Origin of the sequence: Streptacidiphilus sp. BW17, from assembly GCF_041262485.1 — a bacterium.
Taxonomy (GTDB): domain Bacteria; phylum Actinomycetota; class Actinomycetes; order Streptomycetales; family Streptomycetaceae; genus Streptacidiphilus.
On sequence record NZ_JBGCCR010000012.1, the window covers coordinates 108,180 to 122,654 of the forward strand.

A 14,475-nucleotide genomic window follows, 5' to 3' on the forward strand; every position below is an offset into this window, starting at 1 on the left:
TCGGCCCTTGTCAGTTCTCTGGGGTCAGGTTGGACGGCGCCGGACCGGCGAGCCGCGTGGCAGCGTGAAGCCGCGTCAACTCGTCGGCGCAGGCAGCGGCGATCTCGCGGACGGACTCCTCCGTATCGACGTCGGCGCTGAAACTCCACTTCAGGCTCAGCCGGTAGTCCACCGTCTCGGCGTGCACCTTGATGCGGTAAGGCTGGGTGCGGTCGGGGGTCATCTCCGTGCCGATCTCACCGGACATGACGCGCAGCGGCGGCGTCGTCGACAGGTCCCGCATGCGACTGCCCAGGTAGTTCAGGTACACCTCAGGGGAGCCGAGTGCAGCTGTCTGTCGGCGCACGGCCGGGTCCGTGTGGAGGTATAGCAGCGCGCCCCACGTCGATTCGAGCTGCCGAGTCCGCCGGATCTGGCCAAGGAGTCGATCGTGCGTCGACTCGGTCGAGGCGGTGCCCGCGACGTCGACGACATACGGCGCGATGCTGTTCAGCCAGCCGACGGTCCCGGCGAAGCCTTCCGCGCCAGCGAGATCCTCGCGTCCGTGTCGGCACACAGCGACGGCGGCCGCAGGCGTTCCGCAGGCTGCGGCGACCGCCGTGCCCAGGGCGGCGATCAGCAGTTCTTCAGTCACCACCGTGTCCACCGCCTCGCCGAATTCAACGGTGGTCTCGAAGGAGGAGACGTGCGCGACATGCATGCTCCCGTCCGGACGCGCGGCCGGCAGACCTCCCGTGTGTGCCCAGGGCCGGTCGGTCCAGAAGCGCCTGAACATGTCGGAGAGCGGACCGTTGACCACTGCTTGGAGCGAGGCGGTATGGGCCTGCCAGGGAGGCGGGGCCGCGGTGGTCTCCAGAAACCCGTCCGAGGGCGCCGCGTAGTACGCGGCGACCTCCCTGGCGATCACCTTGAGCGAGACGCCGTCGGCGACCATGTGGTGTAGGACCACGAGCACCTGCTCCGGGTGCCGCCCACCGTAACCGAAGCGTGCGGCCGCCCAAACCGGCCCGTCACTCAGGCTGAGGGAACGTTGGAGGCTCTCGGCGATGCCCGCCTGAGTCTCGCGCTGTTCCTCCTCCCCGAGATCGCCCAGCTCGTGCCAGCTGAGCGGAACCTCCGGCGCCGCCGCAGTGCTGTGCTTCCGCAGAGCCTGGCCCGGCAGGCGCAGACGCAGTGCCGGGTGTCGCCCGGAGACGTGCGCGAGCGCTGCTGCGAGTCGGGCGCGGTCCAGCGGTCGGTCCGACTCGAAGAGCAGGCTGACGTTGTAGTGGTCGCGGTCCGCGTAGTCCCACTCGAGGAAGCGCTGCTGGGCCGGCGACAGAGGGGCGTCGGGCCGTCCCGGGTCCGGATCAGCGGGCTCCGACGGCTCGACGGCCTGGGCGGCGGCGGCGATAGCGGCGAAGGTCCGGGCGGTATAGACGTCACGCGTCCGCAGCCGCAGACCACTCTCCCGGGCGCGGGCTACCAGGTCCATCGCGGCGAGGCTGTCACCGCCCCGGTCGAAGAAGTCGTCGTCGGGCGCGGCTTCCGCGACGCCGAGCACCGCGCGCCACACAGCGGCGAAGCTGGGTCCTACCGCAGGCCTGGCGGACAGTCGGCTGAGCGCGAGTCGGTCGGTCTTCCCGTTGGGGCTCAGCGGGATCTCCTCCACGATCACCACCCGGGACGGACGTGCGTAGGGCGGCAGTCGCTCGGCCAGGTAGGCGGCGAGCTCGTCCGTCGTGGTTGCTGCGGGTGGTTCCAGAGTCACGATGGCGTTCAGGCGTGCCGCGTGCCGGGTGCGCTCGACCACCACGGCCGCGGACCGCACGTCCGGGTGCCGCCGGAGCTGCTCCTCTATCTCGCCCGGTTCCACCCGGTGGCCGCGGATCTTCACCTGGTCGTCGATCCGGCCCTCGTAGACGTATCGGCCATCCGCCCGCCGACGGGCAAGGTCGCCGGTGCGGTAGAGCCGCTGCCCTGGTCGGAAGGGGTCCTGGACGAACCGCTGGGCGGTCAGGTCAGGCCTGGCGTGGTATCCCGTCGCGAGTCCCGCGCCGCCAATATGGAGTTCTCCCACCTCTCCTTCTGCGCACCGCCGCGCGCCGACGAGGAGTTCCACGACCGTGCCGGACACCGGCCGGCCGATGGTGATCTCAGGGCCGGTAACCGGTTCGGACAAGGAGTAGATCGACGTCTCGGTGGGGCCGTATATGTTCCAGACCGCGCCCGCCGGACGCAGCGACCCGGCGATGGACGGCGTGAGCGCCTCCCCACCGGAAACGATCTTGAGGTTCGAGGTCGGTCGCCAGCCGAGCGCCGCCAAGGCGCCGAACATCGACGGCGTCCCCATGAGAAACGTGGCTCCGCTGTAGGTGAGTTCGGGTTCGAGCAGGTCGGCGTCGAGGGCGACGGCACGCTCCGCGATGCGTACTCGACCACCGCAGCTCAGCGGGAGCAGCAGCTCCAACTGGGCGAAGTCGAAGGAGAACGAGGCCAGGGCCAGTACTGCGTCAGCCGGTGTGAAGCCGAAGTAGCTCCGGCTGTGGCGCAGGATGTTGCAGATGCCGCGATGGGCCAGGACAGCGCCCTTCGGTGTGCCGGTCGAGCCCGACGTGTAGATCAGGCAAGCAGCGTCCTCGGGCGACCGACGCGACCGGAGTCGGCCCGCGGTCACGGTTGCCGTCGCTGCCTTGCGGACGCAGACGACGGTATGCGTGCCGGCCGGCGGCATCGCGCCCTGACCGTCGCCGTCTATCAGGATCGCGCGGAGCCCCGCGTCGTGGGTCATGAAGCGAAGGCGCTCGGCCGGATATTCGGGGTCGAGTGGCACGTAGGCGGACCCGAGTTGCAGGATCGCCAGCAACGCGGCGGTCAGGAACCGGGTGCGGCCCAGCAGGATTCCGACCCGCTCTCCGGGACCGACCCCCGCGTCCGCCAGCTCGGAGGCGATGGCGTCCGCACGCTCCATCAGCTCCTGATATGTCCAGGCCCCTTCGGCGTCCTCAACGGCGGTGCGGTCCGGCGCGCGGTGGGCAGCGGCCCGCACCATCTCATCCACGAACTCCGTCTCGGCGGAGAATGCGGCGACGTACATCGCGAGTTCCGTCTCCATGCTCTCGGCTATCGATTCCGCACGCTTGAGCCCGTGCCGCTCGTCGGCGAAGACCCGGTGGGCCCGTACTGCCCCGGGGGGTGCGGCCGCAATGAACCTCTCGGCCTGGCCCGGCGGGCAGATGGGATCGTTCTCGCCCTGGAACAGCACGAACTCCGCGGCGGTGCCCCCCTGCGCGCGCTCGGCCGGAGAACGGGCCTCGTAGATCCGGCGTGACTCCGGCCAGGGGCCGATCAGGGCGTCGGGGTAGTGGGCTTCGAATCCGTCGGTCTGCGATTCGCGCCAGAGCACGGGATCGAGCAGCGGGTAGTAGAGGGCCGCGCACCGGTAGACCGACGAATCGGTGATCGAGGACGCGGCGGTCCAGCCACCCGCGCTCTTGCCACGGATCGCCAGACGTGAGCCGTCCGCCGAGCCCTCCTCTACGAGGGCCCGGGCCACGGTGGCGCAGTCGGCCACGTCGGCCACGCCCCACGCGCCGCGGAGCCGCTCGCGGTACCACCTACCGAATCCTGTCGAGCCACGGTAGTTCACCGCGACCACGCCGATCCCACGGCTGGTGAAGTACGCGATCTCGAGGTCGTAGACCGCCGGAACGCGGGCCGTGGGTCCGCTGTGGGCGAGGACGACGTAGGGAGGCAGCTGCCCGGGAGGGCCGGTGTAGTCCGGGTTACGCGGCGGGAACTGGACCGCGTGCACCGGCTCTCCGCCTTCCGAAGCGAAGGTCCGGGAGCGGGGCTCGGGCAGGAACTCCGGATCGACGCGCACCCGGTCCGTAGAGACCTGTTGCCAACGGCCCGTCGCCACGTCAACGAGAACCGCGGCGTAGTCGGCGGTAGGTGAGGCCGCGACGGCGAGCACGCGCTCGCCGTCGGAGTCGAGCAGCGGAGCCCAGTCCGTGTGCGGCGACGCGATGGTGCTGAGTTCGCCGCTCGCGGTGTCGAGCACGGACAGTCGGGTGCGGTCGGTGCCGTGGATCACCGCCAGTCGCCCGCCCGGCAGCGATTTGCACCAGGTGAGCCCGAGTTTGCTCAGCGGTCCGCCGAACTCCTCCTCCCGTGGGCACACGGGATGGCACTGGCCGTCCTCCAAATCGACCCGGTGGATGTTCCACCAGCCCGACTCGTCGCTGACCACGTACAAGGACCCGTCGTCGGTCCACTGCACCTGGGCGATGGACCGCTCGGCCGGTCCGGCTACCGCGCGGACACCACAGAGGGTCCCGTCGGGCTCCACCCGGGCAATGTAGACCCCACTGCGGTCCCACGGCATCGCCGGGTGGTCCCAACCGATCCACGCCATGTGCCGACCGTCGGCGGACAGACGTGGACCCGTGACGAAGTCGGTGCCCTCAGCCACACTGCGAACCCGGGCGGGGTCCGCGACCGCGGACCCGTCCAGCGGAACGGCCGCGATCGAGCGCTTGGTGGGAACACCAGGGCGTGTGTGCTCGCGCATGCACCAGACGACCTGTGCGGCGGAACGACTCCTCTCCGCGACATCGGCGCACAGGACGAGGTCCGCGTACGCGTACTCGTCGCCGTCGGTGGACACGGCGGTGAGCGCCGACGGAGCCTCGCCGGACTCCGGCTCGAACCGGTAGAGCCGTTGATCGGAGGCGTTCACGAACACCACTAGTGGCCCGTTCCCACCGGTCACGGCGGCCCAAGCGCGGCCGCCGTACTCCAACGCCCTGCTGCGCACACTCCACGGTGGGGGCAGCACACTGGCGGCGGCCCCGTCGTCGGCGGCACGACGCATCAGTGTCGTGCGGCCGTTCTCGCGGGGCAGCCGCTCCGTCCACCAGGCCTCCCCGCCGACGAAGCCCGGCCAGTTCGGTGCGCTGTCGGCGTTCGCGACCTCGTCCGCAGACACTGGGGACGGCCACGTGCCGAACGGGGCCGTGCGCGGCACGGCAGCCAGCTGTGCAGGGCTGGTCACAGGATGCCGCCCAGCGCGTCGAGAACGGTCGGCGCGTGCAGGCCCACTGGATTGTTGTCCGCGCGCGCGGTGGCGCCGATCCCCGCCTCCACACAGCCCGGGAGATCCTGCCGGGTCAGTCCGTAGTCGCGCAGTTGGGCGGACCAGCCGAGAACGACCAGGAGTTTGCCGAGGCCCTCGGGGATCTCGTCCGGGGAGAGGTCGAACACCTCGGCCACATGGCCGAGCTGCTCCTCGACGTGGTCCGTCCCGCGTTCGTCGATACAACGACCGGCGACGTTGTCGCGGTTGTAGGCGTAGAGCCACTGAAGGTTGAGCAAGCACGCCACCCCGTGGGGGACACCGAAACGGCGAGTGAGGTGGTACGCGAAGGCATGCGCGGCGGTGGTCCGGGAGACGTTGATGGCCCGTCCGGCCTCGAGCGCCGCTGACGCGAGTTCCTCCCGCACTCGCAGCGACGGATCGAGCAGACCCGTCTTGAGCAGCGGGACGAGCGTGCGCAACGCGAGCCGCGCTGCGGCGCGCGACGCCCCGGTGGATCGGCGCGCCCACAACGACTCCACCGCGTGGCACAGCGCGTCCATGGCGCAGCTCGACGTCACGTCCTGCGGACAGGTCGTCGCAAGGCCGGGGTCCACCACGGCGCTGGTCGCGGCCGCCAGCTCGTGGTCGAATGAGAGCTTGCGGTTTCCGTCGAACACCGTCGCAAAACGGGTGACCTCGCTGCCGGTGCCAGCTGTGGTCGGAACGAGGACGAGTTGCTCGACGTTGCTGGTGAGGTCCTCGGTCGGCGCGCGGAGCTCGTCGAGCGCGGCGGTGCGCTCGGTCGGCAGGCACCGGACGAGCTTGGCGACATCCATGGCGCTGCCTCCCCCCAGCCCCACGATCGTCGTCGGCAGCCACGTGTCCCGCACGGCGCAGCCGCGGAGCACGTCGTCGAGATCGGGATTGGGCCGGAACTCGGAGAACACCCGCACGGCAGGGTTGGCAGACCAGTGGCCGAGGCCGGCCCGCTCGAGTGCCCGGGGGCTCGCGACGAGCAGAACGCGGGCGTCTGGTGCGGCCCTGACCGTCTGTTCGAGCAGTGCGACACTCCCGCTGCCGAAGACGAGGCGGTCGTGGGTCGTCCCGGTCATGACGGGCCACCGCAGCGGCGGATCCGGGTGGCGAAGCCGCCACGGATCTGATCGGTGGTCATCGCTGCGGTCGCTCGGGAGAATTCCGAGGCTCCGCCCCGGCTCACCGGCACGGTCAAGAAGTGCGGGCCCGGATGCGTCAGCGCATGGTCCAGGGCGACCACCAGTTCGTCGGTCGATCGGCACGTCTGCGTGTGCGCGTATCCGGCGGCGCGGGCGACCGCGGTGAAGTCCGTGGTGCCAGCCGTCGTGGCCTGGCCGCCGGTCGACTCGTACGATCCGTTGTCGAAGACGATGTGCACCAGGTTGGCGGGCAGCGTGGCTCCGACGCTCGAGAGCGTGCCCAAATGCATGATCGCCGCCCCGTCGCCGTCGAGCACGACCACGGGCGTGTCCCGCTCAGTGAGCGCCACGCCGAGCCCGAACGCCGCAGCGTGACCCATCGAGCCCTGCATGTAGAAGTGATCCTTCGAACCCGTGACCCCGAACAGTTCACGGGAGGTGTATCCAGTCGTGGAGACCACTGCGGCCTGGGTGAGCAGGTGCTCGACTGCGCGCAGCGACCCGGTCCTGGAGGGTCGGTCGTCCGTGCCCTCCGGAGCCCCGCCGCACTTCTCCACCGCGCCCTTTTGGACGAGGATGAACACGCTGCGGCCGGCGGCCAGGTGCACGTCCGCTTCGTCGAGGGCCGGGTCGATGCTCTCCGCGTCGGCGGCGACTGTAATGTGCGGGACGCCGACGGCATCGAGGATCGCGTGCGTCGACGTACCCATGACGCGGTGCTGGGGCTCGTCCTGCGAGGGGTCCGGCCAGCCGCGCAGGCTCATGAAGACCAGCACTGGAATGTCGTAGGTCTGGACGAGCGAGGTCAGCGGGTTGATCAGGTTGCCGAGCCCGGAGTTCTGCGCGATGACCGCTGCCCGGTGCCCGGCCACGCTGGCCCCAGCCGCGGCTGCCAGCGCGGCCCCTTCGTTGGCGGCGGCCAGGTAGTGGCCTCGACGCGTCAGCAGCTCGATCGGTCCGGTGAAGAAGGAGCACGGGACACCAGCGACGAAACGGATTCCGCGCCGTTCCAGCGCGTCGCAGAATTCGGTGTTGGAGATCACGCCTCGAGCCCCAGCCACTCGTCGAGCTTCTGCAGTGAGAAGACTTCGGAGACCGGCGCGATCGAGTCCTCGACCGAAAGCGAGGTGCCCTCCGCGTAGATGGTCTTGAACGTGCTGCGCACCGCCTCGATGGTGGCCCGCAGACCCTGGTTGGCGTAGATGACGACGGAGACGCCATGCTTGCGGGCCTCGTGTGCCGACCAGTGCGGGTACGTGGTGGGGACCACGACGACGGGCATGCGGCCGTCCCACTGTCCGAGAAACTCGGTGATCTCGTTCTCGGACTTCGACTTGGAGTGGATGAGGATCGCGTCGGCACCGGCGTCCGCGTATGCGTTGCAGCGCTTGAGCGCCTCTTCGACGCTCTCACCGTTGATCAGCGCCTCGCTGCGCGCGATCAGGTAGAACTCGTCGTCGGCCTGTGCGTTCTTGGCAGTGTGGATCTTGCGAACGAACTCGTCGACGGGCAGGAGTGCGTGGGAGGTGGCCGCAAAGCTGTTGACCTTGGGGTAGAGCTTGTCCTCCATCGCCACCGCGGTGATTCCGGCGGCCTCGTACTCGCGCACCATATGCGCGACGTTGAGGTTGTTGCCGTAGCCGGTATCGACATCCGCGACGACGGGGATCGAAATAGCGCGCTGCATGTTCGCAGCGGCGGCGAGGTACTCCGTCATGGTCAACACGCTGGCGTCCGGCAGGCAGCGGGAGGCGGAGATCTCGAAGCTCGAGGACCACACTGCCTGGAACCCGGCTTGCTCGGCCAGAGTGGCGCCGAGGGCGTCGTGCGCACCGGCAGCACGGACCAACTCGCCTCGGTTGATGACGGTTCGGAACGAGGGGGTGCCTGTAGGCATGATCAGTGTCTCCTCAGATCGGGCGTGAAGGCGTGGTATGCGCTGAGCGCCGGAAGGGCTCGCTCCATCGGTGGTGGAACGAGCGCATGCAGGATGTACGGAATGGCCCGAACAACTGCGGGTCTCCGTGGAGGTGCAGGTGATTTAGTGGTGCGAACCTGGGCAGAGTCAGTCGGCTGAGATCCAGACTCTGATCATCAAGCGCTGTTCGGCGCCAGCGTGGTCGACGAACTCGGTCCTGCCGTGCAGGGTCCACCGGTTGTCGATGAAGACGATTTCACCGGCGCTCAACCGCTCCCGGCGCCAAACTCCCGGGTCGTCGAGGATGTCGTCCAGCGCGTCGAAGGCCCGGAGCTGAACTTGCGTCAACGGCGTTGTGCCCGGCTGACGGTGCCCGATCTCGATGTACTCACGCAGGTAGTGAACGTGCGTGCCGTCCTCGCGCTCCTCCAGCACGGGACGCAGCACGGTGCGCGGCGCGCCGGGCGCGTCGTCGCGGGTGTCGAAGTACACGGGCGTGTGCAGGGCTTCAAGGACGTCGGCGCGCTCGGCAAGTCGTTCCAGCACGTCCGCGAGCGGGACGAGCAGGAGCTCTCCCCCGACAGCCGCCTGGTAGACACATCCGAGGGCGAAGTAGTCGGGCACGGTGCCGGGCCGGTGCGGGGAGTCGGTATGCAAGTTGCCGCCCTGCCGCGAGTCGGAGTACCGCCCCGTCGCGCCTTCGCCGAGCTTGACGCCCCGGTCGCGCACCTCGCGCAGGAGCGTGCCCTTGCTGTCCTGTGGGACGAGCCTGCCGAGCGCGCCTGCGGCGGCGAGGGTGAACGCGGTGAACTCCGCGGGATCCAGACGGTCGAGACCGGAGAGGATGAAGTACCCCGAACCTGAGTCGAGGTGGGTTTCGGCCAGCGGGCGCAACAGCGCGGCAAGGGCGGTCAGGTCCGGGTCACGGCGGGCAAGTTCCTCGGGGATCGCAAGGCGTGCGATACCCGGTCGGGCAGCTGTGGTCATCATTGCCTTTCAAGAAGTCGTGCTGTTCGTCTCTGGCGGTGCCCCGACGTGTGGGCAGGCCGAGGTGTGCCGGTGCCGAGCCTCATGTCCCTCAGCTCGGCTGAACATGCGAGGACGGACGACACCGACCACCCGTGGGGCAGGTTTGCCGTGTTGGGTGCTTCGGTGCAGCCGACCGCGTCGAACGCCGTGGATGCGGCGCATGCCGGCCACAGAGTCCCTCGACGCCCGGCGCAGGTCAGCCGCAGAGACCAGGGCGGCACGCGGCCTAATGGCGGCCGAGTACGGTGGCGATGCGCGGCCCTCTGCTCGAGCCGGGCGAGATCGGTGACTGCGGACTGAGTGCGCGCAGAGTTGAGGCCGAGCGAATGTGTGAACCCACGTCAGTTCCGCACCTGGTTACGTGCTCACTCGGACTACGGCGCGGAGGTGCCGACGGTCCACCATGCTGCAACAGCTGGTCGCTGGCGGACCGTCACATGCTTTCCGCAAACTCCCGACGCCGTCACCCGCGATGACGCCGCCGACAGCTCAGACGGGTGTGTGATGACTTCGCTTGGTCCAGCGAGCCGGTGGATGCGGTCGAGCCCGCCCACAGACCGACGAAAACACCTTAAGTAGGCAGATTTGCCCCATATGATCAGCCCCCCCGATTGAAGCTCATCGTTCGTGAACCGGCTCCGAACAAGCCATGAACGCTCGGCGAGGCTAACCGAGACCGACGTGTGATCGTCAAGCGTGATCCAAAGGTTGTGACCTTCGACACGCCATGAGTGGAGCTATGGGTGTTTTGCTGCGACTGGCGACATACAGGCGACTTCATGCGCCGAGCGCGGTATATCCCACCGCTTCGTACAGAATGTAGGGCCAAGCGAAGGTAATTTGATGTCCTATTAGTCTGTTGGCGGCACGTCGACCAGGCTCGCGAACAGCACGCCGATCACGCCTTCTGCCTGCCAAAACGGCCGGTTGGCAGGCGTGTCGAGGCCGGGCCTCCCGGCGGACTCGGAATACCCCGGCAGGGTCCCGGGACGTTTGACAGCCTCAGTCGGGTCCGGCAAAGATCAACGCTCGTCGTGGCATCAGCCCACAAATCTCCTGGCCGCGGTGCCCACTTCCGGGCACCCGTGTTCGCCACGCTGATACGCCGCATCCGTATGACGCCCCTTGACAGGGGAAGCACGGCAGCGCTCACCAAGCGCGTGCTGTTGACGCGCAGCTGCGCCGACCGAGCGTCTGCTGCTGAATCGAGGAGGGGACGATGCACGACCCGCTCACGGATGACCGCCCGAGGCGTTCCACCGTCACCCGGAGTCTGGTTTTGGGTGATGCTGCGCTCCAGTACTCCCTGACTCCGCGTCCGGCCGCCCCGCTCGTAGTGGTCGAACTGGAATCCGAGGAGGCTGACACGCCGCGCGCGGTCGAGTTCGTCCGCCCCGATCAGAGCAACTCCCAGCGCGTTCACGTCATCGATCGCGTCACGCGCGGCATCCAGAGTCTCGCCAGTCCGTTCCGGGTCGAGTCGTGGCGCGGCGGGAGTCTGGGGCTGGGGCTCCGCGCGCTGCTCGAAGACCGCCTCGCGGCATCGGTCGGTCCGGAGGATCTGGACGCGCTCAGCCCCCTGCTCCTGCTGCGCACCACGAACGCGGGCGACACGGCCTCTACGGACGTTCTCGTGTGCTCGCGTGTCCGAAGTGTCGGAACGGTGTTCATCCGAGTCTCGCGGATCGCCCATGACGGCGACACACCACTGGTCGACCTGGTCACGGACGCGCTCGCCGCACTTCCCGAACTCCGGGACCACATACGCATCCAGGCCCACGGCTACACGACGTTCGAGGCCGGCACGGAGATCGAGCAGAAGATCAACCTGCTGGCGCCGGTGCCCATCTGGGGCCTGGCCGGCGAGTTGTGGACTGCCATCGACCGCGGTGACTTCCCGGGTTACATGACCGACCCTGGTTATGAACTGACGCGCTGGCACTTCGTGCAGCACAACTTCGAGATCAGCGGTCCCGACGGGGAGCAGGGCCACTTCGGGTTCCAGGAGCAGCCCGACGGAACGTACCAACTCAAGCACAAGCGCTTCGCCGCAGATGCGATCCGCCGTGAAGAGTCGTTCCGCAAGGGTCTCGAGATCCCGGACCGGAAGTTCGCCGAGTTCCTGCAGGCCGAGTATCCGAAGCTCCAGGTCCGGCCGCTTGCCGGGTTCGTCCGCACCCGCTTCGACCTCAACGTCGAGTCGTGCATCACCGGACACTACTTCGGTATCGAGATCGACGAAGTCACCACGCTGGAGGATCAGCCCCGCAGGCTGCGCCAGGTCGAACTCGAGTACCTGCAGACCCGCGTGCACCACGGCATGGCCAGCTCAACGATTGACGCGGATCTGGAGGAGCTCACGGCCGGAGTCGAGCGGCACCTGGCGCGGCGTGACATCGCCGCAGAACGCTCGCTCTACTCGAAGCTCTCCTTCCTCCGAGATGGGCTTCAAAGTCCTTGACCGGTCGACATCCCCGGGTCCCCGAGCATCTCCAGGAAGGAGATTCCGTGAAGACTGTGTACATAGGTGCTGACGAAGCCACCGCCCAGGCCTTGAACGCACAAGCGGCGGAGGGATCCGCACCGGTTCACGTCATCCGTCCTGGCGCACGCGTGAACCTCTATGCCGGCACGCGCTCGTCGGTCTATTCCATCGATTACACCGACAGCTCGTTCGATAGGTTCGTCATGCAGGTCCTCAGGCCGCTCGCGCCGCTCAGGGTGATCGCCGCGTCTCGTGACGCGGTGGTCCCCTCCGCCGCTGCGACAGCGGCACTCAGCCTGGCCTGCACGGACCGCGGCAGTACCGGTTCGGGAAGTCCGGTCCCCGGCTGTGCATGCCATCTTCCCAGTGCCTTGCTCATAGCCGAGGTTAAAGCCGCCTCAGGCGTCGATCTCTCGCGAGTGGGTGTCAACTCGATATGCGGGCAGGAGGAGTCGTGAAGCAGACCACCCTCTTCATCAACAAGCATGAGTACTCGTGGATGTTTGACTCGGGTCGTTGCATCGTGCCGACCGACGAGTCGGACATCCACCTCCTGACGAACTGGCTCGGCGGTGTGACAGGCTTCGACGCCCGGTTGTTTCCGCGCACAACCGTGTGCGACATCTTCGATCTTGATGAGATCACCCGGCTCAGCGAATGGATCATCGAGCAGCACGGCGTGGAACGCGTTGTCGCGCTCCACGAGAAAATGCTCTTGCTCGGCGCCGGACTCCGCACCAAGTACGGCCTGAAGGGCATGCAGTACGAGCCGGCGCTGCTCTTCCGCGACAAGATCGCAATGAAGGACGCCGTTGGCACCGCAGGGGTTCGCGTTCCCGCCTACTGTGTTCTTGACAAGGAAGATGATCTGGACAAAGTGCCCTGGCACTCCGGCACCATGGTGCTCAAGGATCGGTACGGTGCCGGCGCCGCACAGATCCACTTCGTCACCTCACCGGAAGAGGCCCGGGCCGTGTGGCGCAGCCTCGACCCCGCCCCGGGCCAGTACGAGATCGAAGAGTTCATCGATGGCGCCATGTTCCACTGCGACGCCGTCATCCTGGACGGACGCATCGCCTTCGTCTCCGTCGGCGAGTACACCGCACGTCCCGGCGATTACCGGCCCGGCGGTATGGCAGGCAGCTACCTCCTGCCGGAAGGAACGCTCCACGAACGCATCTGCCGGCTCAACGCCCAGGTCACTACAGCGCTGGGAATCCGGGACGGCGTCACCCATCTTGAGGTATTCCAGACCATAGAGGACGAACTGGTCTTCTGCGAAATTGCAGCACGCCCGGGTGGCGGAGGCATCGAAAAGATGAATCAGTACGCCCATGGAATCCATCTCATCGAAACCGCAATCCGGATCGAAGCAGGACTCGACGTCGACATCGAGGAGTCGGCCGCCGCGTCCGCCGCAGTATGGGGGCGAGTCGGTTTCTATCTTGACGGAGCGCCTCCCTTGGGAATTTCCGCGGATCGGTTCGCCGACCTGGGCATTGTCGAGCACAAGCGCAACGAATGGTCAGGCGATGGAAACGGAAAGCCGCGCCACGGCACCGACTATGTCGACAAGTACATCGTGACTGCTCCGACCCAGGCACACTATCTTGCGAACCTCGAAGAGATCCGGTCCGTCTACAAGGCTTCCCGATAACTCTTCACCTTTGGGGATGAAGGGGGTCGGGCGTTCCCTTGAGTGGGGTACCTTCGGGTGCCGATAATTCATCTGGCCAGGTCAAGGTCGTGATCGCTGGCTCCGGGTGATTGTCCGGTAGCTCTTTGGCGGCAGGGGAGGGCGGCAGGATGATCTCTCGTGGTACTGCGCCTGGTCTACCTTGCCACGCATGCCCTTGCTCTGTTGCGCCTGTTGCCGGTGAGTGAGCGGGAGAAGGACATGGAGATACTGATTCCCAATCTGGTTTGTCAAGCCCCGATGTGACGTGTGGTGAGCTGGCTATGCCACTGCGTGGTGGGGCTGGGGTGGCTCGGTGGTGAAGGTGCGCTGGTCGCGTATGAGTGCCCACAGGACGTCGAGTCGGCGCCTCGCGAGGGCGAGGACGGCTTGCTTGTGTGTCTTTCCCTCGGCGCGTTTGCGCTGGTAGAAGGCCTGTGAGGTGGGGCAGCAGCGGGCGGCGACCTGGGCGGAGAGGTAGAAGACCCGCAGGAGCCGCCGGTGGTAGCGCCGCCGAGCGGCCAACTCCCGTTGCAGCAGCCGCAGCGCGGAAGCGGACAGATCCAGCCCAGACGGGTAAACAAGCACGCGAAGCTCCTGGTGGAGAAGGTTGCTCTTGGTAGACAACCCATTTACCAGGAGCTTCGTCGTTCCGTCACCCCAACGGGGACGACCACCCAACCAGGTTGGAAGAGCCTCCATGACTCCGCCAGGGGGAGACGCCGGAACGAACGTCACTGCCGAAGTAACGTTGATCACCGGGATCGCTGCGACGGTCGCTGATTTCCTTGGGTGCTGGCTGTGTCAGCACTTGGGGCGCAGGCAACGCAGGTCCAAGATCCTCGCTGAAGCCCTCCTAATGATCCATCAGCATGAAGAGTTGCCGTACCTGATCCGCCGTAGGCCGGACAGTAGCGCTGCTACTCGCGAGCGGCTGGCGCCCGCTGTGCTACGCCACGGAGCCACAGCCGGAGGGCTGGCCGGGGGTGCGCCAAGCGCAGCGAGGAAGCCGAACCTGTCGTCTTCGTCGACGTCGAGACCCAGCGCGAGCTCACACAATCGACATCGGTCATTTAGCACAAGAGCCCGGCTTCGCCAAAGCGCCCCACACCTGAAGCCTTCTGGATGCACGAG

General features: G+C 67.4%; 8 protein-coding genes and 1 pseudogene. 3 read left to right on the top strand and 6 right to left on the bottom strand.

Annotation, left to right across the window (positions count from 1 at the left end):
• Positions 1–10: 10 nt before the first annotated feature.
• The 5 genes from ABH940_RS17335 to ABH940_RS17355 all read right to left on the bottom strand — a co-directional run bounded on the left by ABH940_RS17335 (position 11) and on the right by ABH940_RS17355 (position 9,139).
• Entirely contained in the window at positions 11–5,035 is a 5,025-nt protein-coding gene (locus ABH940_RS17335; protein ID WP_370105627.1) for an amino acid adenylation domain-containing protein, read from the bottom strand.
• On the bottom strand, positions 5,032–6,171 hold the full coding sequence (locus ABH940_RS17340) for a phosphonoacetaldehyde reductase (protein WP_370105628.1): 1,140 nt from the start codon (positions 6,169–6,171) through the stop codon (positions 5,032–5,034). Before ABH940_RS17340 ends, ABH940_RS17335 begins: the two co-directional genes overlap by 4 nt.
• On the bottom strand, positions 6,168–7,295 hold the full coding sequence (gene aepY / locus ABH940_RS17345; RefSeq protein WP_370105629.1) for a phosphonopyruvate decarboxylase: 1,128 nt from the start codon (positions 7,293–7,295) through the stop codon (positions 6,168–6,170). Before aepY ends, ABH940_RS17340 begins: the two co-directional genes overlap by 4 nt.
• Positions 7,274–8,131: an isocitrate lyase/phosphoenolpyruvate mutase family protein gene (locus ABH940_RS17350; RefSeq protein ID WP_370105630.1), complete on the bottom strand. Its 858-nt coding sequence runs from the start codon at positions 8,129–8,131 to the stop codon at positions 7,274–7,276. Before ABH940_RS17350 ends, aepY begins: the two co-directional genes overlap by 22 nt.
• A 168-nt stretch (positions 8,132–8,299) precedes the next feature.
• Positions 8,300–9,139 (bottom strand): TauD/TfdA family dioxygenase, encoded by an 840-nt coding sequence (locus tag ABH940_RS17355; RefSeq protein ID WP_370105631.1) that lies wholly within the window; start codon positions 9,137–9,139, stop codon positions 8,300–8,302.
• 1,261 nt (positions 9,140–10,400) lie between these two features.
• On the opposite strand from ABH940_RS17355, the gene ABH940_RS17360 reads away from it, so the two are divergent.
• From ABH940_RS17360 to ABH940_RS17370, 3 genes are read left to right on the top strand one after another with little or no spacing between them, the layout of a single operon-like run.
• A complete protein-coding gene (locus ABH940_RS17360; RefSeq protein WP_370105632.1) occupies positions 10,401–11,642 on the top strand; it encodes a hypothetical protein in 1,242 nt (413 codons plus the stop codon).
• Between the two features lie 47 nt (positions 11,643–11,689).
• Positions 11,690–12,124 (top strand): hypothetical protein, encoded by a 435-nt coding sequence (locus ABH940_RS17365; RefSeq protein ID WP_370105633.1) that lies wholly within the window; start codon positions 11,690–11,692, stop codon positions 12,122–12,124.
• Entirely contained in the window at positions 12,121–13,323 is a 1,203-nt protein-coding gene (locus ABH940_RS17370) for an acetyl-CoA carboxylase biotin carboxylase subunit family protein (RefSeq protein ID WP_370105634.1), read from the top strand. Before ABH940_RS17365 ends, ABH940_RS17370 begins: the two co-directional genes overlap by 4 nt.
• Before the next feature lie 300 nt (positions 13,324–13,623).
• On the opposite strand, the pseudogene ABH940_RS17375 reads toward ABH940_RS17370, so the two are convergent.
• Positions 13,624–13,854: pseudogene (locus tag ABH940_RS17375) on the bottom strand (IS110 family transposase); the annotation flags it as partial.
• Positions 13,855–14,475: the final 621 nt, after the last annotated feature.